The organism is Pseudomonas sp. HUK17 (assembly GCF_001566765.1).
On record NZ_LSMW01000008.1, the window covers coordinates 23,510 to 47,724 of the forward strand.

The 24,215-nt window shown below is 64.9% G+C and carries 27 protein-coding genes; 24 read left to right on the top strand and 3 right to left on the bottom strand.

Annotation, left to right across the window (positions count from 1 at the left end):
* Positions 1-393: 393 nt before the first annotated feature.
* The 3 genes from rluC to sppA are packed head-to-tail and all read left to right on the top strand — an operon-like array spanning position 394 to position 3,011.
* Complete coding sequence (gene rluC / locus AX284_RS04585) at positions 394-1,347, top strand: 23S rRNA pseudouridine(955/2504/2580) synthase RluC (RefSeq protein WP_017641874.1); 954 nt, start codon at positions 394-396, stop codon at positions 1,345-1,347.
* Positions 1,340-2,026: an HAD-IIIA family hydrolase gene (locus AX284_RS04590; protein ID WP_068383798.1), complete on the top strand. Its 687-nt coding sequence runs from the start codon at positions 1,340-1,342 to the stop codon at positions 2,024-2,026. Before rluC ends, AX284_RS04590 begins: the two co-directional genes overlap by 8 nt.
* Complete coding sequence (gene sppA, locus AX284_RS04595) at positions 2,019-3,011, top strand: signal peptide peptidase SppA (RefSeq protein ID WP_068383800.1); 993 nt, start codon at positions 2,019-2,021, stop codon at positions 3,009-3,011. The genes AX284_RS04590 and sppA overlap by 8 nt, the downstream gene beginning before the upstream one ends.
* 18 nt (positions 3,012-3,029) lie before the next feature.
* On the opposite strand, the gene AX284_RS04600 is transcribed toward sppA, so the two are convergent.
* Positions 3,030-3,608, bottom strand: a complete 579-nt coding sequence (locus AX284_RS04600) for a Maf family protein (RefSeq protein ID WP_068383877.1) — start codon at positions 3,606-3,608, stop codon at positions 3,030-3,032.
* Between the two features lie 99 nt (positions 3,609-3,707).
* Between AX284_RS04600 and AX284_RS11690 the strand changes: the two genes are divergently transcribed.
* From AX284_RS11690 to AX284_RS04660, 13 genes are all read left to right on the top strand, one after another.
* Complete coding sequence (locus AX284_RS11690; protein WP_081594602.1) at positions 3,708-4,235, top strand: YceD family protein; 528 nt, start codon at positions 3,708-3,710, stop codon at positions 4,233-4,235.
* A gap of 10 nt (positions 4,236-4,245) precedes the next feature.
* Positions 4,246-4,428 carry a 50S ribosomal protein L32 gene (gene rpmF / locus AX284_RS04605; RefSeq protein ID WP_007160601.1) on the top strand — a complete coding sequence of 61 codons (183 nt, stop codon included), beginning with the start codon at positions 4,246-4,248 and terminating at the stop codon, positions 4,426-4,428.
* A gap of 6 nt (positions 4,429-4,434) precedes the next feature.
* Entirely contained in the window at positions 4,435-5,424 is a 990-nt protein-coding gene (plsX, locus tag AX284_RS04610) for a phosphate acyltransferase PlsX (protein ID WP_346342868.1), read from the top strand.
* 82 nt (positions 5,425-5,506) lie between these two features.
* Positions 5,507-6,442, top strand: a complete 936-nt coding sequence (gene fabD / locus AX284_RS04615) for an ACP S-malonyltransferase (RefSeq protein ID WP_017641879.1) — start codon at positions 5,507-5,509, stop codon at positions 6,440-6,442.
* A gap of 14 nt (positions 6,443-6,456) precedes the next feature.
* Positions 6,457-7,200 carry a 3-oxoacyl-ACP reductase FabG gene (gene fabG, locus AX284_RS04620; protein WP_017641880.1) on the top strand — a complete coding sequence of 248 codons (744 nt, stop codon included), beginning with the start codon at positions 6,457-6,459 and terminating at the stop codon, positions 7,198-7,200.
* A gap of 167 nt (positions 7,201-7,367) precedes the next feature.
* On the top strand, positions 7,368-7,604 hold the full coding sequence (acpP, locus tag AX284_RS04625; RefSeq protein WP_007160597.1) for an acyl carrier protein: 237 nt from the start codon (positions 7,368-7,370) through the stop codon (positions 7,602-7,604).
* Between the two features lie 137 nt (positions 7,605-7,741).
* Complete coding sequence (fabF, locus tag AX284_RS04630) at positions 7,742-8,986, top strand: beta-ketoacyl-ACP synthase II (RefSeq protein WP_068383802.1); 1,245 nt, start codon at positions 7,742-7,744, stop codon at positions 8,984-8,986.
* The gene (gene pabC, locus AX284_RS04635) at positions 8,986-9,798 is read left to right on the top strand and encodes an aminodeoxychorismate lyase (RefSeq protein WP_177329647.1); all 813 of its coding nucleotides are present in this window, start codon (positions 8,986-8,988) and stop codon (positions 9,796-9,798) included. The genes fabF and pabC overlap by 1 nt, the downstream gene beginning before the upstream one ends.
* Before the next feature lie 3 nt (positions 9,799-9,801).
* Entirely contained in the window at positions 9,802-10,860 is a 1,059-nt protein-coding gene (gene mltG / locus AX284_RS04640) for an endolytic transglycosylase MltG (RefSeq protein WP_064307435.1), read from the top strand.
* A complete protein-coding gene (gene tmk / locus AX284_RS04645; protein WP_017641884.1) occupies positions 10,857-11,495 on the top strand; it encodes a dTMP kinase in 639 nt (212 codons plus the stop codon). The genes mltG and tmk overlap by 4 nt, the downstream gene beginning before the upstream one ends.
* Positions 11,488-12,471 (top strand): DNA polymerase III subunit delta', encoded by a 984-nt coding sequence (locus tag AX284_RS04650; RefSeq protein ID WP_068383806.1) that lies wholly within the window; start codon positions 11,488-11,490, stop codon positions 12,469-12,471. The genes tmk and AX284_RS04650 overlap by 8 nt, the downstream gene beginning before the upstream one ends.
* Positions 12,472-12,510: 39 nt before the next feature.
* A complete protein-coding gene (locus tag AX284_RS04655) occupies positions 12,511-12,867 on the top strand; it encodes a PilZ domain-containing protein (protein ID WP_064307436.1) in 357 nt (118 codons plus the stop codon).
* A 54-nt stretch (positions 12,868-12,921) separates the two neighbouring features.
* Positions 12,922-13,704: a TatD family hydrolase gene (locus AX284_RS04660; protein ID WP_017641887.1), complete on the top strand. Its 783-nt coding sequence runs from the start codon at positions 12,922-12,924 to the stop codon at positions 13,702-13,704.
* Positions 13,705-13,919: 215 nt separating this feature from the next.
* Here AX284_RS04660 and AX284_RS04665 read toward each other — a convergent pair whose 3' ends face one another.
* The gene (locus AX284_RS04665) at positions 13,920-15,050 is read right to left on the bottom strand and encodes an aminotransferase class V-fold PLP-dependent enzyme (protein WP_068383808.1); all 1,131 of its coding nucleotides are present in this window, start codon (positions 15,048-15,050) and stop codon (positions 13,920-13,922) included.
* A 171-nt stretch (positions 15,051-15,221) separates the two neighbouring features.
* Between AX284_RS04665 and AX284_RS04670 the strand changes: the two genes are divergently transcribed.
* The 4 genes from AX284_RS04670 to AX284_RS04685 all read left to right on the top strand — a co-directional run bounded on the left by AX284_RS04670 (position 15,222) and on the right by AX284_RS04685 (position 18,170).
* Positions 15,222-15,863, top strand: a complete 642-nt coding sequence (locus AX284_RS04670) for a TetR/AcrR family transcriptional regulator (protein ID WP_007160588.1) — start codon at positions 15,222-15,224, stop codon at positions 15,861-15,863.
* Between the two features lie 64 nt (positions 15,864-15,927).
* A complete protein-coding gene (locus AX284_RS04675) occupies positions 15,928-16,896 on the top strand; it encodes a GTP 3',8-cyclase MoaA (RefSeq protein WP_017641889.1) in 969 nt (322 codons plus the stop codon).
* An 87-nt stretch (positions 16,897-16,983) separates the two neighbouring features.
* Positions 16,984-17,598 (top strand): DUF4823 domain-containing protein, encoded by a 615-nt coding sequence (locus AX284_RS04680; RefSeq protein WP_093254574.1) that lies wholly within the window; start codon positions 16,984-16,986, stop codon positions 17,596-17,598.
* An 11-nt stretch (positions 17,599-17,609) separates the two neighbouring features.
* Positions 17,610-18,170, top strand: coding sequence for a DUF1285 domain-containing protein (locus tag AX284_RS04685; RefSeq protein WP_068383810.1), 561 nt, complete (start codon positions 17,610-17,612; stop codon positions 18,168-18,170).
* Positions 18,171-18,202: 32 nt separating this feature from the next.
* Here the strand turns inward: AX284_RS04685 and AX284_RS04690 are convergent, their stop codons facing one another.
* Positions 18,203-19,852, bottom strand: coding sequence for an electron transfer flavoprotein-ubiquinone oxidoreductase (locus tag AX284_RS04690; protein WP_064307439.1), 1,650 nt, complete (start codon positions 19,850-19,852; stop codon positions 18,203-18,205).
* A gap of 292 nt (positions 19,853-20,144) precedes the next feature.
* Here AX284_RS04690 and AX284_RS04695 point away from each other — a divergent pair, with 292 nt between their 5' ends.
* From AX284_RS04695 to AX284_RS04710, 4 genes are all read left to right on the top strand, one after another.
* Complete coding sequence (locus AX284_RS04695) at positions 20,145-20,897, top strand: electron transfer flavoprotein subunit beta/FixA family protein (protein WP_068383811.1); 753 nt, start codon at positions 20,145-20,147, stop codon at positions 20,895-20,897.
* Positions 20,897-21,826 (top strand): electron transfer flavoprotein subunit alpha/FixB family protein, encoded by a 930-nt coding sequence (locus AX284_RS04700; RefSeq protein WP_068383813.1) that lies wholly within the window; start codon positions 20,897-20,899, stop codon positions 21,824-21,826. The genes AX284_RS04695 and AX284_RS04700 overlap by 1 nt, the downstream gene beginning before the upstream one ends.
* A gap of 217 nt (positions 21,827-22,043) precedes the next feature.
* A complete protein-coding gene (locus AX284_RS04705; protein ID WP_017641895.1) occupies positions 22,044-23,477 on the top strand; it encodes an aminotransferase-like domain-containing protein in 1,434 nt (477 codons plus the stop codon).
* Positions 23,478-23,582: 105 nt separating this feature from the next.
* Entirely contained in the window at positions 23,583-24,110 is a 528-nt protein-coding gene (locus tag AX284_RS04710) for a hypothetical protein (RefSeq protein WP_017641896.1), read from the top strand.
* Positions 24,111-24,215: the final 105 nt, after the last annotated feature.

Genomic DNA, 24,215 nt, shown 5'->3' on the forward strand with positions numbered 1-24,215 from the left:
GTCACCTTGGCCGAAGCTGGGCGCGAAGCGGGCTGCAGGCGTACTGTCAGGCTACGCGATACGCTGGTTGTGCATCTCCATCCTGCACACAATCTTCAGGAATCTGGTGCCGCCCGCAAGGTCCGGAGCGGTTGTCGTTTTACAGCTGGCACCCTGGGTGCCGCTGCCTTGGTTACCAGGCGGATCGCAGCTCGCCACTCACCCCCTTGGGCAGAGTCGGCGGTCTGCTGGACGGCCAGACGTCCAGTGACTATTGCATTTGCAGCCTATTATTCGCGGGCGGAATCGACGGCCTCGCGAGCGGTGCCATCCAGACAGGACTGATAACCGCCTCCGGACTATAGCAGCAAGCTTTAAGTGCTTCAAATAAGGGAAAATTGCTATCATCTGCCGATGACTAAGCCTCCTTCTCCCAGCACCGGCGTTCAACTGCTCGATGTGCCCGCCGACTATGCCGGCCAGCGTATCGACAACTTCCTGCGTACCCAACTCAAGGGCGCGCCCAAGACCCTCATCTATCGCATCCTGCGCAAGGGCGAAGTGCGGGTGAACAAGGGGCGCATCAAGCCCGACTATCGTCTACAGGCCGGCGACCAGATTCGCGTACCGCCGCTGCGGCTGTCCGAGCCCGGCGAGCCGGCACCCCTGGCCAAGGGGCTGCTCGAGCGGCTGGAAGAGTCCATCGTCCACGAGGACAAGGCCCTCATCGTCATCAACAAGCCGGCCGGGATCGCCGTACACGGCGGCAGTGGCCTGACCGGCGGGGTCATCGAGGTCTTTCGCCAGCTGCGTCCCGAGGCCCGCGACATCGAGCTGGTCCATCGCCTCGACCGGGATACCTCGGGCCTGCTGATGATCGCCAAGAAACGCAGCATGCTGCGTTTCCTGCACGAGGCCTTGCGTGGCGATGGCGTCGACAAGCGCTATCACGCCCTGGTGCGCGGCCATTGGCCGGCGGCCAAGAAGAAAATCAATGCGCCGCTGCTGAAGAACACCCTCAGATCCGGCGAGCGCATGGTCGAGGTCAACGACGAAGGCAAGGAAGCGCTCACCGAATTCCGCGTGCTGCGGCGCTATGGGGAATTCGCCACCCTGGTCGAGGCGCGGCCGGTGACCGGTCGTACCCATCAGATCCGCGTCCATGCCCGTCACGCCGGGCACGCCATCGCCGGTGATCCCAAATACGGTGATGAAGACTTCTCCCAGGAGATTCGCGAGCTGGGCGGCAAGCGGCTGTTCCTGCACTCGGCGAGTCTGGTGATCCCCTTGCCCGAAGGTGGTGAGCTGCGCCTGGAAGCGCCGGTCGACGGCACCTGGAGCCAGACGCTGGAGCGGCTGGATGCCTGACTACCAGCTGCTGATCTTCGACTGGGACGGCACCCTGGCAGATTCCATCGGCCGGATCGTCGAGGTGATGCACGTGGCGGCCGAACAGCTGGGGCTGCCGCCGCGTAGCGACGTGGCCATCAAGGGCATCATCGGCCTGGAGCTGGTCGCGGCCATCCAGACCCTCTATCCGCAGCTGGTGACTCCGGCGCAGATCGAGGGCTTTCGCGATGCCTACAGCGCCGAGTTCGTCCGCCGCGAGCAGGAGGCATCGCCGCTGTTTCCGGAGGTGATGAGTGGGCTGCAGCGCTTTCGCGCCCAGGGTTACCAACTGGCCGTGGCGACCGGAAAGAGCCGGCGTGGGCTGGCCCGCTCGCTGCAGCAGCATGGCCTGAGCGAGTTCTTCGATATCACCCGTTGCGCCGACGAGACAGCTGGCAAGCCCGATCCGCAGATGGTGCAGGAGATCCTCGCCCATTGCGGTGTCGCCCCGGAGCGTGCCCTGCTGGTGGGAGATGCGGTGTTCGACCTGGAAATGGCCCGGCGTGCCGGGGTCGCTGCGGTCGGGGTCGCCTATGGTGCCCAGCCGGCCGAGGTGCTGAGGGATTTCGGACCGCGCCTGGTGATCGAAGCTTTCGCGGACCTGGCGCTGTGGCTGGGTGACAACGTTGTGGGCAGGAGTGAGGTAGGGCATGGCTGACGAGTGGAAGGAAGACAATGGGCGTGCGCGTCCGGCGGACGACAAGACCTGGGCCCTGATCGAGAAGACCATGCTCGCCAGTGTGCGCGAGCAGCGGCGGGCGCGGCGCTGGGGCATCTTTTTCAAGCTGCTGACCTTCGCCTACCTGATCGTCATGCTGGTGCTGTTCACGCCGCTGCTGTCGTTGGGCAAGAAGGGTGGGGTGACCGAGTCCGGTGCCCATACCGCGCTCATCGAGCTCAAGGGCGTGATCGCCGACGACGAGAAGGCCAGTGCCGACAATGTAGTTACGGCCCTGCGCAAGGCCTTCGACGACAGCAACACCCGTGGCGTGGTACTGCGCATCAACAGCCCAGGCGGCAGTCCGGTGCAATCCGGCTACATCTATGACGAGATCAAGCGCCTGCGCGGCCTGCATCCGGACATCAAGCTGTACGCGGTGATCACCGACCTGGGTGCCTCGGGCGCCTACTATGTGGCCAGTGCGGCCGATGCCATCTATGCCGACAAGGCCAGCCTGGTCGGCTCCATCGGCGTGACCGCGGCTTCCTTCGGCTTCGTCGGCACCATGGAAAAGCTGGGTGTGGAGCGGCGCGTCTACACCTCTGGCGAGCACAAGGCTTTCCTCGATCCCTTCCAGCCGCAGAAGCCCGAGGAAACCCGCTTCTGGCAGCAGGTGCTGGATACCACCCATCAGCAGTTCATCGACAGCGTCAAGAAAGGGCGTGGCGACCGGCTCAAGGTCGAGGGTCATCCCGAGTTGTTCTCCGGATTGGTCTGGTCCGGCGAGCAAGCCCTGACCCTGGGACTGATCGATGGCCTGGGCAGTGCCAGCTACGTGGCGCGGGATGTGATCAAGCAAGAGCGGCTGGTGGACTATACCCAGGAAGATTCGCCCTTTGATCGCTTCGCCAAGCGCCTGGGCGCCAGCGTCGCCGAGCGTCTGGCCCTCTATATGGGCTGGCAGGGTCCGACGCTGCGCTAGGGCAGCGTCCAGCAGGTCTCAGGGGACCTGCAGTCCTGCCTCGCGCAGCAGCGCGGCGAGCCGAATGAGGGGGAGGCCGATCAGACTGGTCGGATCCTCTCCCTGCATGGCGTCGAAGAGCGCGATGCCGAGGCCCTCGGCCTTGAAGCTGCCGGCGCAGTCATAGGGCTGTTCCGCCAACAGGTAGCGGTCGATCGTCGCCGCGTCGAGCGGGCGAAAGCGCACCTGGAAATCCACCACCTCGCTACGGCACTCGCCGGTGCGACTGTCCAGCAGGGCGAGTCCGGTATGGAATACCAGCGTCTGGCCACTGGCGCGGGCCAGTTGCTGGTGGGCCCGTTCATGCGTCAAGGGCTTGCCGAGAATCTCGCCATCAATGGCGGTTGTCTGATCCGAGCCGATGATGAGCGTGGGCGCGGGCTGGTCGGCCAGGGCGGCAGCCTTGGCCCGCGCCAGTCGCTCCACCAGCGCCCGGGGGCTTTCGCCGGGTAGCGGCGTCTCGTCGATGTCCGGCGACTGGTGGGCGAAGGGCAGGTGCAACCTTTCCAGCAATTGGCGGCGGTAAGGTGAGCTGGAAGCGAGTAGAATGAGAGGCATCGGTTTGTTCTCGGGCGCGGTCGACCAGAGGTCGGTCGGAATCGCTTCGGGGTTAATTTCCTTTGACAGCCGTAAGGCCGTCCCTATAATGGCGCGCTTATGTTGAATGGGCCAATTCCACCTCAGGTCGATCCTCGCAAATTGGCGGATCGCGGCGTAACCCTCAAGGGTGAGCTGCCTCTCGCGAACATGCGGCGTGTCGGCGAGCAGCTCGTGAAGTCCGAAGGCGCGGTAGCCGTCGTCCTCGACTTCGGGCGTGATCAACAAAAGCAATTCGTCATCCATGGTGTCCTGGATACCGCGGTCGAGATGATTTGCCAGCGTTGTCTGGAGCCGGCAGTGCTTCCCATTAGCAGCGAATTCGATTTCGCCGTGCTCTGGGAAGGGAAGTCGGCCGATGCCTTGCCACAGGGTTACGATGCCCTGGAGGTTGGTGAAGAACCCCTGGATCTGCATAGCCTGATCGAAGAAGAGCTGTTGCTCGCTCTGCCGATCATCCCTGTGCATCCGGAAGGTGCTTGCCAACATCCGGAAGGTTTCGAGGCGCCCGAAGAGCCGGCGGACGAGGAAAAGCGACCCAACCCGTTCAGTGTACTTGCGCAGTTGAAGCGTGACCCAAACGTTTAGGAGTTAAATCATGGCTGTTCAGCAGAACAAAAAATCCCGTTCCGCTCGCGACATGCGTCGTTCGCACGACGCCCTCGAAGCGAACGCTCTGTCCGTGGAAAAGAGCACCGGTGAAGTTCACCTGCGCCACCACGTGTCGCCCGACGGTTTCTACCGCGGTCGCAAAGTGATCGACAAGGGTTCCGACGAGTAATCCTCGATCGAAATCGTCATCGCGATCGATGCAATGGGCGGGGACTTCGGTCCCCGCTGCATTGTTCCTGCTGCACTCGACGCTCTCGAGCGTTTCCCCGCCTTACAGCTTCTCCTCTGTGGTCAGCGCGACGCCCTGTCGGCCTGGTCACCGCCTGCCTCCCTCGCCAACCGCCTGCAGTTCGAATACGTCGATGCCCTCGTCGGGCCCGATGAGCGACCCGCTGCTGTGGTACGAAGTCGCACCCGGACCTCCATGCATGCCGCCCTCGAAGCGGTCCAGCAGGGGCGTGCCCAGGGCTGCCTGAGTGCCGGCAATACCGGGGCCTGGATGGCGCTCGCGCGACAGCTGCTCGGGACGCTGCCGGACATCGATCGACCCGCCATGGTATCGGCGCTGCCCGGGCGGGACAGGCATCAGACGCTGCTGCTGGATCTCGGCGCCAACCTCGACACCTCGGCCGAACAGCTGGTGCAGTTCGCCTATCTGGGCGCGGGGGCGGCCCAGGCGCGGGGTCTGGTGCGGCCAAGGGTCGCGCTACTGAACGTCGGGCGCGAACCGGGCAAGGGCACGCCAGTGATCCAGGACGCCGCCCGGCGCCTCGCTCAGAGTCAGGCCTTCGATTTCATCGGCTTCGTCGAAGGCAGCGATCTCTATGCCGCCGCAGCCGACGTGGTGGTCTGCGATGGCTTCACCGGCAACGCCGTGCTCAAGTCCGGCGAGGCGCTGCTGCGCCTGTTGGTCGAGCGCAGTGGCACGGCCTCCTGGCTCGAACGTCGGTTGCTGCAACCCTGGCTGGCCCGCCGTTTCCGTCATTGGAATCCGGAGCTGCACAATGGCGCGAGCTTTCTCGGCTTGAACGCGGTGGTGGTGAAGAGCCATGGCGCGGCAGGCGAAGTCGGTCTCGTTCAGGCCATCGAGCGCGCTCTGCGCGACGTGGAGACTGATCTGCCTGGCCGTATCCGGTTAAACTTGGCGGCTCTGAAAGCGGTGTGACCGACCGGTCGACACCGACATCTCAGTCTGTCAGTGGCGGAATCGCGGTTTCGCCAGCAATGGACCTACAAGAGACCTGCCTATGTCCGCCTCTCTCGCTTTCGTCTTTCCCGGTCAGGGTTCCCAGGCCCTGGGCATGCTGGGTGAGTTGGCCACGCACCATGCGCTGATCGGCGAAACCTTCGCCGAAGCCTCCGCCGTCCTCGGCTACGACCTCTGGGCGCTGACCCAGCAGGGCCCCCAGGAGTCGCTCAACCAGACCGACCGTACCCAGCCCGCCATCCTGACCGCCTCCATCGCGTTGTGGCGTCTGTGGCTGGCCGAAGGCGGCACCAAGCCGGCCTATGTCGCCGGTCACAGCCTGGGCGAGTACTCGGCGCTGGTTGCCGCGGGCAGCCTGCCGTTCGCCGAGGCGGTACGCCTGGTGGCGCGTCGCGGTGAGCTGATGCAGCAGGCCGTGCCGGCCGGGCAGGGTGGCATGGCCGCCATCCTGGGTCTGGAAGATGCCCAGGTGCTGGCCGCCTGTGCCGAAGCCGCCCAGGGCGAGGTCGTGAGCGCCGTCAATTTCAATGCCCCGGGTCAGGTGGTGATCGCCGGTGCCGCCGCCGCGGTAGCGCGCGCCATCGAGGCTTGCAAGGCGCTGGGTGCCAAGCGCGCCGTGGCCCTGCCGGTCAGCGTGCCGTCCCACTGCGAGCTGATGCGCCCGGCGGCCGAGCGGTTCGCCGAGGACGTACGCGGCTGCACCTGGAGCCAGCCGGAGATTCCGGTGGTGCAAAACGTCAATGCCGGCGTCAACACCGACCTGGACAGCCTCCAGCAGGATCTGCTGGCCCAGCTCTACAGTCCGGTGCGCTGGGTCGAATCCGTGCAGTACCTGGCTGCCCAGGGCGTCACCCACCTGGTGGAGTGCGGCCCCGGCAAGGTGCTGGCCGGTCTGAACAAGAGATGCGTCAAGGGCGTGGAAACGCTGGCCCTGGACACCCCCGACGCCTTCGCCGCCGCGCGCGCGGCTTTTTGAATCGAGGAAACGAGATGAGTCTGCAAGGTAAGGTCGCCCTGGTCACGGGCGCCACCCGTGGTATCGGTCAAGCCATCGCCCTGGAACTGGGCCGCCTGGGCGCCACTGTGATCGGCACCGCGACCAGTGAGGCGGGCGCCCAGCGCATCGCCGAGTCGCTCAAGGCCAACGGTATCGAAGGCACCGGTCTGGTGCTCAACGTCTCCGACAACGCCTCCGTCGCGGCTGCCCTCGAGCAGGTCCAGGCACAATTCGGCGCCCCGTCGATCCTGGTCAACAACGCCGGCATCACCCGCGACAACCTGATGCTGCGGATGAAGGACGACGAGTGGTTCGACGTGATCGATACCAACCTCAACAGCCTGTTCCGCCTGTCCAAGGCTGTGCTCAAGGGCATGACCAAGGGGCGCTGGGGTCGCATCGTCAGCATCGGCTCGGTGGTGGGAGCCATGGGCAATGCCGGCCAAGCCAACTACGCCGCCGCCAAGGCCGGTCTCGAGGGCTTCACCCGGGCGCTGGCTCGCGAGGTGGGTTCGCGCAACATCACCGTCAACGCCGTTGCGCCTGGCTTCATCGACACCGACATGACCCGTGAACTGCCGGAAGCCCAGCGCACCGCGCTGCTGACCCAGATCCCGGCCGGCCGCCTCGGCCAGGCCGACGAGATCGCCAAGGTGGTCGGCTTCCTGGCCGGCGAGGGCGCGGCCTATGTGACCGGCGCCACGATCCCCGTGAACGGCGGAATGTACATGAGCTGACCGGCGTTACCCCCGCGCGGCTATTGCGCTAAGCTGGTAAACTGTCGGACCAGCAATGGCCGTGCATACGTCTTGATGTCGCGTCAGCTTGAAATACGGAAATCCCTTTCTATACACTTACGCGCAATCCGTTGTGCGGATTTTTCCTTTAGGAGTGAGAACACGGTATGAGCACCATCGAAGAACGCGTTAAGAAGATCGTCGCTGAGCAGCTCGGCGTGAAGGAAGAGGAAGTTACCAACAGCGCTTCCTTCGTCGAGGATCTGGGCGCCGACTCCCTTGACACCGTCGAACTGGTGATGGCTCTGGAAGAGGAATTCGAGACCGAAATCCCGGACGAGCAGGCTGAGAAGATCACCACCGTCCAGGAAGCTATCGACTACATCGTTGCTCACCAGCAATAAGTAGTCGCCAGTTTCGGACACAAGAAGCCGCACGTCCTGTAGGGCGTGCGGCTTTTCTTTAGGTCCAAGGTCAAGATCGCTGGAATCGGCTTTTTTTAAGAGGGGTGGCCGCCCCGGAAGGACAAGAGGAGTTGGGTGTGTCGCGTAGACGTGTCGTGATCACGGGTATGGGCATGGTATCGCCGCTTGGCGCCGATGTGGCGAGCAGCTGGGAAGGCATCCTGGCCGGTCGCAGCGGTATCGCGCCGATCGAGCATATGGACGTCTCTGCCTTCAGCACGCGGATCGGCGGATCGGTCAAGGGATTCGACGTGGAGCAGTACCTGTCCGCGAAGGAAGCCCGCAAGCTGGATCTGTTCATCCAATACGGTCTCGCTGCCAGCTTCCAGGCCATGCGTGACAGCAGTATCGAGGTCAACGATGGCAATCGCGAGCGCATGGGTGTCGCCATGGGTTCCGGCATCGGCGGACTGACCAATATCGAGGCGAATTGCCAGTCGCTGCTCGCCCAGGGTCCACGCCGTATTTCCCCCTTTTTCGTCCCGGGCTCCATCATCAACATGGTGTCCGGTTTCCTGTCGATCCATCTGGGTCTGCAGGGTCCCAACTATGCCATCGCCACCGCCTGCACCACGGCGACGCATTGCATCGGCATGGCGGCGCGCAACATCGCCTACGACGAGGCCGATGTCATGGTCGCCGGTGGTTCGGAGATGGCGACCTCGGGTCTGGGGCTGGGTGGCTTCGGCGCGGCGCGTGCCCTGTCGACCCGCAACGACGATCCGACCCGCGCCAGCCGGCCCTGGGATCGCGACCGTGATGGCTTCGTGCTGTCCGATGGCGCCGGCGCCCTGGTGCTGGAAGAGTACGAGCACGCCAAGGCGCGGGGCGCCCGCATCTATGCCGAGCTGATTGGTTTCGGCATGAGCGCGGACGCCTTCCACATGACCGCACCGCCGGAAGACGGCGCGGGTGCCGCGCGCTGCATGAGAGCGACCCTCAAGGACGCCGGCATCGCGCCGGAAGCGGTCGACTACGTCAACGCCCATGGCACCTCCACGCCAGCCGGCGACCTGGCTGAGGTGGCTGCCTTGAAGCAGGTGTTCGGTGAGCAGGCCAAGCGTCTGAGCGTGAGTTCCACCAAGTCCATGACCGGTCACCTGCTGGGTGCTGCCGGTGCGGTGGAGGCCATCTTCACGGTACTCGCCCTGCGCGATCAGGTGGCGCCGCCCACCATCAACCTGGACCATCCCAGCGACGGCTGCGATCTGGACTTCGTGCCCCACGAGGCGCGGCAGCGGCCCATCGAAGTGGCCCTGTCCAATTCGTTCGGCTTTGGTGGCACCAACGGTAGTCTGGTGTTCCGGCGCTTCGACGCTTGATCCAGGACTGGCTCAATGGCCAACCGCTGGATCCCGGCCTGCAACGCGACCGGGGTCTGGCCTATGGCGATGGGCTGTTCGAGACCATCGCGGTACGCCGGGGCCAGCCACGTCTGTTGGACCGTCACCTGCAGCGGCTGGCCACGGGTTGCCAGCGGCTGCGTATTCCCGGCGACATCGCGCAGCTGGACGCCGAGATCCGCGCCTATGCGACGCTGCTGGGAGAGGGCGTCGCCAAGCTGCTGCTCACCCGTGGTGATGGCCTGCGCGGTTATGCCCCGCCGGCCGAGCCCGAGGTGCGACGGCTGTTGCTGGGCTCCCCGGCACCGGCCTATCCGGCAGTCCATGCCACCGAGGGCATCGCCCTCTATCCATGCACCACACGCCTGGCGCACCAGCCGCTGCTGGCCGGACTCAAGCACCTGAATCGACTCGAACAGGTGCTGGCGCGTGGGGAGTGGAGTAGCACCGAGTATGCCGAAGGCCTGATGCTGGCTCAGGACGGCAGGCCGATCGAAGGGGTATTCAGCAATCTGTTCCTGGTTCGCGCGGGGCGGCTGCTGACCCCCGCGCTCGATGATTGTGGCGTGGCCGGCGTGATGCGTGGCCTGCTGCTCGACATCGCCGCCGCGGAGGGCATCCCGACCGAGGTGCTATCGCTGTCGCGGGATGACCTGCTCGGTGCCGACGAAGTTTTCCTCTGCAACAGCCAATATGGTATCTGGCCCGTGCGCCGGTACGCAGCCGCGAACTGGTCCGTGGGACCGGTGACCCGTAAACTGCAAGGTTCGATAAACGAGATTCTGGAATAGCCGATGCGCAAGGCGAGAGCTCTGCTTACGGCGCTGCTGGCCACTGGCGGCCTGCTGCTGGTCCTGGCCGGTTGGCGCCAGCACCAGGCGCTGATTCAGCCGCTGAAGGTCGACGGCGAGCAACTGATCGAGATCCCCAAGGGGGCGACCCCAGGCGGCAGTCTGCTGCGCCTGGAAGAGCAGGGGGTGCTCGACGGCGCCTTCTGGCTACGCCTGTACTGGCGCTTCAATCTGGCCGGGCAGACGCTGCATAGCGGTGAATACCGCCTGACCCCAGGCATGACCGTGGAGCAGCTGTTCGGCCTCTGGCGCAAGGGCGAGGTGGTGCAGTACGGCCTCACCCTGGTGGAAGGCTGGAATTTCCGGCAGGTGCGCGCTGCCCTGGCGCGGCAGCCCAAGCTCGAACACGATACCGCCGAGCTGGACGATGCCGCCCTGATGAAACGCCTGGGGCTGGAGGGCCAGCATCCCGAGGGGCGCTTCTTTCCCGATACCTATCGCTATGTGAAGGGCCAGCGCGAGTCGGATCTGTTGCGCCAGGCCAATCAGCGCCTGCAGGCGGTGCTCGACCAGGAATGGCAGGCGCGCGATCCCGCAGTGCCCTACAAGGACGCCTACCAGGCCCTGATCATGGCGTCGCTGGTAGAGAAGGAGACCGGCGTGCCCGAGGAGCGCGACGAGATCGCCGGCGTCTTCGTCCGGCGCCTGGCGGCCGGCATGCTGCTGCAGACCGATCCCACGGTGATCTACGGCATGGGCGAGCGCTACAACGGCCGGATCACCCGCGCCGATCTGCGCGAGCCCTCGCCCTACAACACCTATCTCAACGCGGGATTGCCGCCGACGCCGATCGCCATGCCGGGACGCGAAGCCATCCATGCGGCGCTGCATCCCAAGGATGGCGACAGCCTGTATTTCGTCGCCCGTGGCGATGGCAGCCATGTCTTTTCCAAGGACCTGGAGGCGCACAATCAGGCGGTCCGCGACTTCCAGCTCAAGCGGCGCTCCGACTATCGCTCCAGTCCCGCTCCGCAGACGCCCGAAACCAAGGAAACCCCATGACGGCAAACGGCCTGTTCATCACCCTCGAAGGCCCCGAGGGCGCGGGCAAGAGCACCAACCGCGACTATCTCGCCGAACTTCTCGGCGCCAGTGGGCGTGAAGTGGTGCTGACCCGCGAGCCGGGTGGCACGCCGCTGGCCGAGCGGATCCGCGAGATCCTGCTGGCGCCGGCCGCCGAGCCCATGGCCGTGGATACCGAACTGCTGCTGATGTTCGCCGCCCGTGCCCAGCATCTGGCCCAGGTCGTCCGGCCCGCCCTGGCGCGGGGTGCCCTGGTACTCTGCGATCGCTTCGTCGATGCGACCTATGCCTACCAGGGCGGCGGTCGCGGTGTCCCCGTGGAGCGCATCGCCACGCTGGAAGCCTTCGTGCTGGGCGATCTGCAACCCGACCTGACTCTGGTATTCGATCTGCCGGTGGAGATCGGCCTGGCCCGGGCGGCCCGCCGTGGTGCCCTGGACAGATTCGAACAGGAGCAGCGCGCCTTTTTCGAAGCGGTGCGCCAGACCTATCTGGACCGCGCCCAGGCCGTGCCGGCGCGTTATCGCCTGATCGATGCCTCGCGTAGCCTGGCCGAGGTACAGGCGGAGCTGCGCGCCCTGGTCGCTACCCTGGAGCCGACGTCAGGTGGCTGACGTCTATCCCTGGCAGCAGGCGCTCTGGGCGCGGATCTCGTCCCGGCGGCAGCATGCTCATGCGTATCTGCTGCATGGTTCCCGCGGCATCGGCAAGCGCGACCTGGCCGAGCGCCTGGCCGCGTTGCTGCTCTGCCAGGCGCCCCAGGGCGATGCCGCCTGCGGCCAATGCAAGGCCTGTTCCCTGCTCAGGGCCGGGACCCATCCCGATTACTGCGTGATCCAGCCGGAAGAGGCCGAGAAGCCCATCCGTGTCGATCAGATCCGCGGCCTGGTGGACTTCGTCTCCCAGACCGCCCAGCTGGGCGGGCGCAAGCTGATCCTGCTGGAGCCGGTCGAGGCGATGAACCTCAATGCCGCCAACGCCCTGCTCAAGAGTCTGGAGGAGCCCTCGGGCGCAACGGTGCTGCTGCTGGTGAGTCACCAGCCGAGTCGCCTGCTGCCCACCGTGCGCAGCCGCTGCGTGCAGCAGGCCTGTCCGGTGCCCTCGCGGGGCGAAAGTCTCGCCTGGCTGGGCGAGCGTCTGCCGGACCTCGAGGCGGAGATCCGCATCCAGTTGCTGGTGCTGGCCGGCGGCTCGCCGCTGGCGGCCCTGCGCCTGCACGGCGAGGACGTGCTCGCCCGCCGGGCCCTGGTGGTGGAAGGGGTGAAGCGCCTGCTCAAGCGCCAGGCAGCACCCAGTCAACTGGCCGAGAGCTGGAACGCCGTACCCCTGCCGCTGCTGCTCGACTGGTTCTGCGAATGGACCCATGGCGTGCTGCGTCAGCAGTGGGGCGGCGCCGATGCCGAAGCCGCGCCGGACATGGCCAAGGTGCTGGGTTACCTGGCTGAGAAGAGCGTGCCGCACGAGGTGCTGGCCCTGCAGGAATGGCTGCATGCCGAGCGGCAGAAGGTGCTGGGCAAAGCCAACCTCAACCGCGTATTGTTGCTGGAATCGCTGTTGATCCGCTGGGCCGGCCTGGTGCCAGGACGCTAGCGATCCGCGCGTTCGTCTTGCCTGTCTCGAGAGAATCTCATGAGTTTGCCGCAGAACCTGGGCCCCCGTAATGGCATCCTGTCCCTCACCATCAAGGACAAGTCGGTGCTCTATGCCGCCTACATGCCCTTCATCCGCAACGGTGGCCTGTTCATTCCCACGGGCAAGACCTACAAGCTCGGCGACGAGGTCTTCATGCTGCTCAACCTGATGGACGAGCCGGACAAGATTCCGGTTGCCGGCAAGGTGGTTTGGATCACCCCTAAGGGCGCCCAGGGCAATAAAGCCGCCGGAGTCGGCGTGCAGTTCAACGAAGGCGACAATACCGCGCGCAACAAGATCGAAACCTATCTGGCCGGCTCGCTGAAGTCGGACCGTCCCACCCATACCATGTGAGACTGTCGCCGTCCCGCTCGGGGCGGGGCCTCTCCTGATTCAAGGCTATTTCTCGTGCACTTCGTCGACTCCCACTGTCACCTGGATCGACTCGATCTTTCCCTTCATGACGGCTCCCTGGATGCAGCGCTGGATGCTGCGCGCGCTCGGGGCGTCAGCCAGTTCCTCTGCATCGGCGTCGATGCCGGCAACGCGCCCACGGTGCAGGCCCTGGCCGAACGCTATGCCGATGTCCACTGCGCGGTGGGCATTCACCCGCTGGATGCCGCCCAGGGCAGCGCCATCGATCTCGACTGGCTGCTGGAGCGGCTGGCCCATCCGCGCGTCGCCGCCATCGGCGAGACCGGCCTCGACTATCACTACCAGCCCGACACCGCCGAGATCCAGCAGCAGTCCTTCGCCCTGCACCTCGAAGCAGCCCGCCGCACGGCGCTGCCCCTGGTGATCCATACCCGGGAAGCGCGCGCCGACACCCTGGCGATGCTGGGCGCCGCCGACTTGCCGGGCGCCGGGGTGCTGCACTGCTTCACCGAGGACTGGGCAACGGCCAAGGCCGCTCTGGACCTGGGCTTCTACATCTCCTTTTCCGGCATCCTGACCTTTCGCAATGCCGCCGAGCTGCGCGACGTCGCGCGCCAGGTGCCGGCCGATCGCCTGCTGGTGGAAACCGATTCGCCCTATCTGGCCCCGGTACCTCACCGCGGCAAGGCCAATCTGCCGCAATTCGTGGTGGAGGTCGCCCAATGCCTGGCCGACGTGCGAGGGGTGAGCTTGGCAACCCTTGCCGAGCAGACCACCGCCAACTTCCGCCGGCTGTTTCCCCGCGCTGCCCTCTAGGCAAAAAAATGGCCCGGGTATCCTGGGATACCCGGGCCGGACCAGCGGATCGCCAAGACAGAGAACCGCCTCCCTGGCCCGCGCCGCGGGGGTCGACGCGGCCAGTCACTTGAGTATTGGCCAGCGCGGGGAAAGGTCCAGTCGGGATTGGACGTTTTTTAAACAGTTTTGGAATAGCGCTGCCCCAACACTGGCTATCCCGTGCCTTTCGACCATTAGAAGCGCGCCAGCGCGCCCACCAGATCCAGGGTCTGCTCCAGCACGTGCTCGCTGGTATAGAAGTGCGGCGATAGGCGAATGCCCGGACCTCGCTGGGCGCAGACCACGTCGGCGGTCTTGAGGCGTTCGAACAGTTGGCGGTTGTCCCAGCCTTCGAGCGAGAAGGTGAGGATGCCTGAGCGGCGCTCGGCATTGACCGGCGAATGCAGGATCGCGCCGGGCAGGCGACGGATATAGCTGTCGAGCAGCTCGATCCGCGCCAGCAAGTCCTTGCCGACCTGCTCCATGCCGGCATCTTCCAGCAGTGACAGACTCGCCTCCAGGGCTACGGCACCCAGCATGTTGGGGCTGCCGCACTCGAAGCGCATCGCCGTCTTGGCCGGTTGCCATTCGCGCTGGCTGTAGTCGCCGGCGTTGTCCAGCATGTGCCAGCCGTACTCGTGCAGTTTCAATTGCTCGCGCAGATCGGCGCGGCAGTAGAACACCCCCAGGCCTTCCGGGCCGAGCATCCACTTGTGGCCGTCGGCCATGGCGAAGGCGCAGTTGCAGGCCTGGGCATCGAAGGGCAGGGCGCCCAGTTGCTGGATGGCATCGACGCACAGCAGCACGCCCTTGGCCTCGCAGCCCTGGCCCAGCTGGGGCAAGTCCAGGCGCAGGCCGCTGGCGTACTGCACGGCGCTGATGGCCATGAGTCGGGTGCGCGGACCGCAGGCCGCCAGCAGATTGGCCTCGGGGGTGTCACCCAGGCTGACTTCCACCACCTCGACGCCAAAGCGTGCCAGGGCTTCCCAGACCACCCGATTGGAGGGGAACTCCTCGTCGCTGATCACCACCTGGTCGCCACTCTGCCAGTCCAGGCCAAAGGCCACGAAGGAGAGGGCCTCGGAGGTGTTCTTCACCAGGGCGATGTCACTACTGGAAGGCGCATTGAGCAGGCGGGTCAGGCGATCACGTAGGCGCTGCTCCAGGACCAGCCAGGTCGGATAGTTGCGCGCACCATACTGGCAGTTCTCGGCGGCGAATTCGGTGACGGCCTGCGCGGCGCGCTTGGGCCACGGGGCCACGGCCGCGTGGTTGAGGTATCTCATGGCGTAGGCCTGAGGGAATTCGTGCTTCCAGGAAGACATTGACTCGATCCGTACAATCTGGGTGTGATGGGGCATAATAAGGGGCGCGCCCGTGCGGTTCACCGATGCTTTCGGTGGAGCTCGCCCAAGGTGTGACGAAGTGCCGGTATGCCGAGGGGCAACTGGCGATTCGAAGGCCCTATCCCTTTTCAAAACAACAAGTGGGCTGCCATGCAGAAAGAATCCCGCAAAGTCCGCGAGTTCCGTCGCCGCGAACAGGAAATCCTCGATACCGCTCTGCAATTGTTTCTCTCCGAAGGAGAAGACAGCGTTACCGTCGAGATGATCGCCGAGGCGGTCGGTATCGGCAAAGGCACCATCTACAAGCACTTCAATTCCAAGGCCGAGATCTATCTGCGCCTGATGCTGGATTACGAGCGGGACCTGGCCGAGCTGTTCCAGTCGGACAACGTCGCCCGGGATCGCGAAGCGCTCTCCCGCGCCTATTTCGAATTCCGCATGAGCGATCCGCAGCGCTATCGCCTGTTCGATCGACTCGAGGAAAAGGTGGTCAAGACGCGTCAGGTGCCCGAACTGGTCGAGCAGCTGCACAGCATCCGCACCTCCAATTTCCAGCGGCTGACCAGCCTGATCGAAGGTCGGATCGACGAAGGCAAGCTCGAGGACGTCCCGCCCTATTTCCATTACTGCGCCGCCTGGGCGCTGGTGCACGGGGCCGTGGCCCTTTACCATTCGCCGTTCTGGCGCGACGTGCTGGAGGATCAGGAAGGTTTCTTCCAGTTCCTCATGGAGATCGGCGTGCGCATGGGCAACCGGCGCAAGCGAGACGTCGAAACGCCTGTCCGATCCTAGGGTCCGATAGAGGCAAGGGATGCCGCATCATCCCTTTTCTCTTGTTCTAGTGGAGTACCCCAAGATGATCGTCGACCGCCAGGGTAGGGCGTTTCGCAACTTGCGGATCAGCCTCACGGCGGCCTGCAACTATGCCTGTACGTACTGCGTGCCCAACGGCAAGCGGCTCGTAGCGGCGCAGGACGAACTCAGTGCCGAGACCATGGCCCGGGGCGTGGAATACCTCATCGATGCCGCCGGCATCGAACGGCTGCGCATCACCGGGGGCGAACCCCTGGTCACGCCGCGGCTGGAGCCCTTTCTCGCCCGTGTCTCCCAGCTCGGTCTCAAGGACATTAGCCTGACCACCAATGGTCAGCTGCTGCCACGCAAGCTGGACTTCCTCATCGATCACGGCATCCGGCGCCTCAACGTCTCGCTCGATACCCTCGACGCCGAGGCCTTTCCCCGTCTGGCGCGCGGTGGTGACCTGGCCACGGTGCTGGCCGGACTCGAAGCGGCGCGTGCTGCCGGACTCAAGATCAAGCTCAACATGGTGCCCCTGCGTGGCCAGAATCTCGACCAGGTGCTACCGTTGCTGGACTACTGCCTGGAGCGCGGTTTCGAGCTCAGATTCATCGAGCTGATGCGCATGGGGCACCTGGCCAAGAATCCCGCGACCTTCAATAACCAGCTGGTGCCCCTTGCCGAATTGCTGGAGATCATCGGTTCGCGCCATGCCTATGTGCAGGCCGATGCACCGGTGGATTCCACCGCGCTGCGCTATCGCGTCGAGTCGGGCGGTCACTTCGGCATCATCGCCAATGAAAGCGTGCCCTTCTGCCGGACCTGCTCGCGGCTGCGCCTGTCGTCCACCGGCTGGCTGCATGGCTGCCTGTCGTCGAGCAACCGCCACTATGTCGGCGATCTGCTGGACAAGCCGCGTCATCTGGCCCTGCCGGCGTTGCAGCGGTTGCTGGTCAAGGCCTTGGGCGACAAGCAGGATGTGGCCTTCTCGGGCGGCGTGACCGTCATGAAGATCATCGGCGGCTGATTCACCCGTTGCGCCTGGAGCTGGCGCGAAAGCTGCTAAGGCCCCTGTATCGACGACAACTTGGCGCCGGACAGGGGTCTGCTTTTCATGGTCAAACTGCGTTTTCTCTTCATTTCCGTGCTGCTGGCCTGCCTGGGTGGCTGCATGAACGTCAGCGACATGGCGTCCGGTGTCGAGTACCACCTGCGCGACGCGGGGCTGCTCGACTACAGCAAGACCCAGCGGCTGAACAACTTTCGCTTGCAGGCCGACTCCTATATCTACATAGCCCAGGGCGCCTTCGTACCCATCGGCCATCCTTATGCTCGACCCAACGTGGTAGCCGAAGAGGCCTTCAAGGGCTTCGTGGAGTTTTTCCCGCGGGTAAGGCGCGCGGACAAGCCCGAGGGCTTCGATGAAGCCATGGCCAAGGCCCGGCAACTGGGCGCCCACTATGTGCTCTATACCCGCTTCGCCGGCGCAGACGATCGCATCGGCACCTGGGAGGAGTGGGAAGATCAGGACGATATCGGGCGGGTCGGTCGCGATCGCAGCGTCGTGCAGATGATGCTGGTGGAGACCGCCACCTTTCGCTTGGTGGACACCGCGCGGATCCGTAGTCGTGGCGGTTTCCTGACGTTCTATGACGAGCGCCCGGAAGACCTGCTCGGACCAGCGCTCAATCAATACGCCCAACGCCTGCTAGGGTTGGGCAGTCGCTAGAGGAAAAAGACGTGAGCCAGGCCGATGTGACGCGCAACCTGTTGGCGCAACTGCCGACGGGCGAAGAGGGCAGTCTGCCGCCCGTGGACCTCTGGCATCCGCCCTTCTGTGGCGACATCGACATGCGCATCGCCCGTGATGGGACATGGTACCACCAGGGTACGCCCATCACCCGCCCGGCCATGGTGCGCCTGTTCTCTACCATCCTGCGTCGCGATCCCGAGCGCTATGTACTGGTGACGCCCGTGGAATGCGTGGGCATCCAGGTGGAAGACGTGCCCTTCCTGGCCGTGGACGTCGAGTGGAGTGGCAGTGGCAAGGCGCAGGCCCTGGATCTGGTCACCAACGTGGGCGACAGGGTCGCCGTCGCTGCCGAGCATCCGCTGCGCTTCGAAGAACAGGATGACCAGCCGGCACCCTATGTACGGGTGCGTGGCGGGCTGGACGCGCGGCTCAATCGGGCGGTGTTCTACCGGTTGATGGAGAAGGTCGAGGAGGGCACCCACGAGGGCCGGGCCTGGCTCGGCCTCTGGAGTCGCGGCAGCTTCTTTCCCGTCGCGCCCGCTGAATAGAGAAAGGGCCCCGAAGGGCCCTTTTTTTACGCTTACATGTTGGGGTAGTTGGGACCACCGCTGCCTTCCGGCGCCACCCAGGTGATGTTCTGCGCCGGATCCTTGATGTCGCAGGTCTTGCAGTGGACGCAGTTCTGGGCATTGATCTGGAAGCGCGGCTCGCCGCCATCGCGGACCACCTCGTAGACCCCGGCCGGGCAATAGCGCTGCGCCGGTTCGTCGTACAACGGCAGATTCTGCGCGATGGGAATCGACGGGTCCTTGAGCTTCAGGTGAACCGGCTGGTCTTCCTCGTGGTTGGTGTTGGAGAGGAACACCGAGGACAGCTTGTCGAAGCTCAGCTTGCCATCCGGCTTGGGATAGCTGATGCGTGGCGCCTCGTCGGCCTTCTTCAGGCAGGTGTGGTCCATGCGCCGGTCGTGCAGGGTGAAGGGCAGGGCGCCACCCAGCAGGTTGTGCTCGACGAAGGCGAAGGCCGGGCCCAGCAGCGGACCGAACTTGTGCATGGCCGGACCGAAGTTGCGGCTGGCATGGAGTTCTTCCTGCACCCAGCTGCCCTTGAAGCCATCCACGTAACCCTGGAGTTCGTCACCCTCGCGACCGGCCGCCAGGGCGGCGACGATGGCGTCGGCGGCGAGCATGCCGGACTTCATGGCGGTGTGGCTGCCCTTGATCTTGGCCGGGTTGAGGGTGCCCAGGTCGCAACCGATCAGGGCGCCACCGGGAAAGACCATCTTCGGCAGGGAATTCAGGCCACCCTTGACCAGGGCACGGGCGCCATAGGAGACGCGCTTGCCGCCTTCCAGGTACTGGGCCACCACCGGGTGGTGCTTGTAGCGCTGGAATTCGTCGTAGGGCGAGAGGTGCGGATTGCTGTAGGCCAGGTCGACGATCAGACCAACCACCACCTGGTTGTCTTCCAGGTGATAGAGGAAGGAACCACCCGGATTCTCCTTGTCCAACGGCCAGCCGGAGGTATGGATCACCAGGCCCTGCTCGTGCTTGGCCGGATCGATCTCCCACAGCTCCTTGATGCCGATGCCGTAGTGCTGCGGATCGGCACCTTCGCCAAGCTTGAATTTCTGGCCCAGCTGCTTGCCCAGATGGCCACGGCAGCCTTCGGCGAACAGGGTGTACTTGCCGCGCAGCTCCATGCCGGGGGTGTAGACCCCCTCCTTGGGCTGGCCTTCGCGATCCACGCCCAGGTCACCGGTGATGATGCCGCGCACCACGCCCTGGTCATCGATCAGCGGTTCCTGGGCGGCGAAGCCCGGATAGATCTCCACGCCCAGGGCTTCGGCCTGCTGGCCGAGCCAGCGGCACAGGTTGCCCAGGGAAATGATGTAGTTGCCCTCGTTGTGCATGGGCTTGGGCACGAAGAAATTCGGCACCTTGGTCGCCTGACGATCGTCCTTGAGCAGATAGATGTCGTCACGCTTGACCGGGGTGTTGAGCGGCGCGCCCAGCTCCTTCCAGTTGGGAAAGAGCTCGTCCAGGGCACGGGGCTCGAAGACGGCGCCGGAGAGGATATGGGCACCGACCTCGGAGCCTTTCTCGACCACGCAGACGCTGATCTCCTGGCCCTGCTCGGCCGCCTGCTGCTTGAGGCGACAGGCCGCGGACAGGCCCGCGGGGCCGGCCCCGACGATCACCACGTCGAATTCCATGTATTCGCGTTCCACCGCTCACTCTCCTCAGGCAAAACTCACGATCTGGTTATTTATGTAGGGGTGCAACAAAAGACTTCATTATATCCGGCGTGCTCCCTGACACCCATTCAAACGTTTGTTTAAATTTTCTGCAAGCCTGTTAGACTCGGGAGTTACTGGCCCCTGACGGACTGTCGCGTTGACCCCTGCTGCCGTGGAGGTCAACATAGGAAAGATTTGCAACAAGGTTGGATCGGCAGGGGTCGTGTCCAACGTAAGGCCGCCTTGGCGTCCTGTTTATTCACCAGAATAAATCGAGGGATTCATGAAGGTTCTCGTAGCTGTCAAACGCGTGGTGGACTACAACGTCAAGGTCCGCGTCAAGGCCGACCAGAGCGGTGTCGACCTGGCCAACGTCAAGATGTCCATGAACCCCTTCTGCGAGATCGCCGTGGAAGAAGCGGTGCGCCTGAAGGAAAAGGGTATCGCCAGCGAGATCGTGGTGGTGACCGCGGGTCCCGCCCAGGCGCAGGAACAACTGCGTACCGCCCTGGCACTGGGCGCCGATCGCGCCGTGCTGATCGACACCGGTACCGCCGAGCTGTCGTCGCTCACCACGGCCAAGCTGCTCAAGGCGGTGGTCGACAAGGAACAGCCGCAGCTGGTGATCCTTGGCAAACAGGCCATCGACAGCGACAACAACCAGACCGGCCAGATGCTGGCCGCCCTGACCGGCTTCGCCCAGGGCACCTTCGCCTCCAAGGTGGAGCAGGCGGGTGACGGCCTCAACGTGACCCGCGAGATCGATGGCGGTCTGCAGACGGTATCGCTCAAGCTGCCGGCGGTGGTGACCACCGACCTGCGCCTGAACGAGCCGCGCTACGCCTCGCTGCCCAACATCATGAAGGCCAAGAAGAAGCCGCTGGAAACCCTGGCCCCGGACGCCCTGGGCGTGGCGGTGAACGCCTCCTACGAGGTGGTCAAGGTAGAAGCGCCGGCAGGCCGTCAGGCGGGCATCAAGGTCAAGTCCGTGGCCGAACTGGTCGAAAAACTCAAGAACGAAGCGAAGGTGATCTGATGGCCATTCTCGTCATTGCCGACCACGACAACGCCAACCTCTTTGGCGCCACCCTGAATACCGTGGCCGCGGCCCAGGCCATCGGCGGCGATATCCATGTACTAGTCGCCGGCCAGAATGCCCAGCCGGTCGCCGAGGCCGCCGCCAAGATCGCTGGCGTCAGCAAGGTGCTCCTGGCCGACAACGCCGCCTATGCCCATCAGCTGCCGGAAAACGTCGCGCCGCTGGTGGTCGAGCTGGCCGCCAACTACAGCCACGTGCTGGCCGCCGCCAGCACCAATGGCAAGAACTTCCTGCCGCGCGTGGCCGCGCTGCTGGACGTCGACCAGATCTCTGAGATCATCGCCGTCGAATCCGCCGACACCTTCAAGCGGCCGATCTATGCCGGTAACGCCATCGCCACCGTGCGCTCCACGGCCCCGGTCAAGGTGATCACCGTGCGCGCCACCGGTTTCGACCCGGTCGCCGCCGAAGGTGGTTCCGCCGCCATCGAAGCCGTGAGCCTGGTCAAGGACGCTGGCATTTCCAGCTTCGTCGGCGAAGAGCTGGCCAAGTCCGATCGTCCCGAGCTGGGCGCCGCCAAGGTGGTGGTCTCCGGTGGCCGCGGTCTGCAGAACGGCGACAACTTCAAGATCCTCTACGCCCTGGCCGACAAGCTGGGCGCGGCGGTAGGTGCCTCGCGCGCCGCGGTGGACGCCGGCTTCGTGCCCAACGACATGCAGGTCGGTCAGACCGGCAAGATCGTCGCGCCGCAGCTGTACATCGCCGTCGGCATCTCCGGTGCCATCCAGCACCTGGCGGGCATGAAGGATTCCAAGGTGATCGTCGCCATCAACAAGGACGAGGAGGCGCCGATCTTCCAGGTGGCCGACTATGGCCTGGTGGGCGATCTGTTCGAATTGATCCCGGAGCTGGAAAAGGCCATCTGAGGCCTTGCGTCAGCCAAGAGCCCGCCCTTTGGCGGGCTTTTTCATGGGCGCGGCAAGCCTCTCGGCAGAGCCTCAGGCGTCATGGAGGGGTACGCCGGTTCCTTGTCGTTTTTGGACATTGCCGCCCCGGGAAGGGAAGCGTTAAGGTCGAGGCTAGCTGTACCGGTATACCTCCAGAATAGCCTGCTACTGTTCCGCTCTCGTCCAGGAAGACGCCATGACCAACCTGTTGCTCTATCAGCGCATCGCCCAGCAATTGGCGAACGATATCCGCACGGGCGTCTACAAACCCGGCGAGCGGGTGCCGTCGGTGCGCAAGTTGAGTCAGCAGCTGGGCGTGAGCCACGCCAGCGTCCTGCAGGCCTATGCCACCCTGGAAGATCAGGGGCTGATCCGCGCTCGACCGCAGTCGGGCTTCTATGTGCACCAGACCCCGGCGCTGACCGCGCCGACGCCGGATATCGCCACGGTGGAGCGACCGAGCCTGGTGACCCGCGCCGGCATCATCAGCCAGGTCCTCGCCGAATCCCGGCGCGAAGGGGTGGTGCCCCTGGGCATGGCCGTGCCCCAGACCGATTACCTGCCGCTGCGGGCGCTGCACCAGCAACTGTCCAAGGTCACCCGCTTCCAGGCCCGTGCGGCTTTCTCCTATCTGCACAGTCCGGGCTTCGAGCCCCTGCGCCGTCAGGTGGCGATCCGTCTGCGCGACGCCGGGGTGGTGGTGGGGCCGGAGGAGGTGGTGATCACCCATGGCTGCGTGGATGCCCTGCAGATGTCGCTGCGGGTGCTGACCAAGCCGGGCGATCTGATCGCCACCGAGTCACCGTCCTACTATGGCCTGTTGCAACTGGCCGAGGTGCTCGGTCTCAAGGTGATCGAGATCCCCTGCGACCCCGAGACCGGGCTCAGCGTCGAGGCGCTGCAACTGGCGGCCAGCCAATGGCCGGTCAAGGCCCTGGTAGTCACCGCGCGCCTGAGCAATCCCCTAGGTGGCAGCATGCCCGAGGCACGGCAGAAGCAGCTGCTCAGGCTGGCGGCCGAGCGCAACATCGCCATCGTCGAGGACGACATCTACGGCGAACTGACCTATGAGAGCGGCTCCAAGGCGCTCAAGGCTCTCGACAAGCAGGGGCGCGTCATCTACTGCTCGAGCTTTTCCAAGACCCTCTCACCCGGGGTGCGCATCGGTTGGGTGGTGGCCGGACCCTATCAGGAAGACATCTGCCGGCTGCAGACCTTTACCACCCATTCCGCTTGCAGCGTGACCCAGATGGGCGTCTCGGCCTATCTGGAGAACGGTGGCTATGATCGCCACCTGCGCGCCATTCGCCAGGAATACCGGCGCAACATGACCGCCTTCCAGCTGGCGATCCAGGAGCACTTCCCGGAGGGTACCCAGATGAGTCGGCCCAAGGGTGGCTTCATCCTTTGGGTCAGCCTGCCGATGCGGGTGGATACCCGCCTGCTGCACCAGCGGGCGCTGGATCAGGGGGTGAGCATCGCCCCGGGCATGATCTTCAGCAACACCGACCAATTCAACCACTGCATCCGCCTCAATTGCGGACTGCCCTGGGGGCGTGATGCCCAGCGGGCGCTGATGACCCTGGGCCTGCTCGCCCGTCAGCTCTGCCAGGAAACCCTGGCCGCCTAGCGGCGCCCTCGGAACCCGCCGCCGGGCAGGAGGGTCGGTTGTAGTGACTGACTCCTGTCGCGTCTGCCGCTCCGGTCCAGGCGCGATGCCTTGAGTGGTGGGCCCATGCGTGAATACCTGGCGATGATGGCGCTGGCAGTGCCCCTGCTGCTGGTGGGTTGCGACAATGATTCGCCGCCAACGACGGCCAAGACCTCTTCCGCACCAACGCCTGCGCCGATGGCCCAGTCGCCGGTGAGCAAAGCGCCACCCGCCACTGCCGCCGATCTGCGCGCGTATCGGCTGGATCCGCTCCCGGCCAAGGCCTTGGTGCTGCCTGCGCCGCCGCCGAAAAAGCGGGACCTGGCCAAGAACAGTCAACTCAAGAAACCTGCCGTGCCCAAGGCCACGCCGACGCCGGCCCATCCGCTCGACCTCAGCGTACCCAGTGAGGCCGATACGCCTCAGGCCTTGAGATCGCATCCCGGGGCTGCCAAACGGGTTGAAAACAGCGTGGCCGAAGCAGGTCTGCTGCCGCAGCTGTTTCGCAAGGAGGACGACCCTGGTCGTTTCGAACTGGGCGGTCGAGTGATCAGCCGGGATCGCAGCGACGATTTCGAAGGCGCGGAAGTCGAGTTGCGCTTTCGCCGTTAATCCGATGAGGGCGGCCTGCCGTTGTTGAACAGCGGTCCGGAACTTACTCGCCACGACGCTTGCCGACAGTTCAGGTGGCGGACACAACGTCCGCCTGGATTCGGG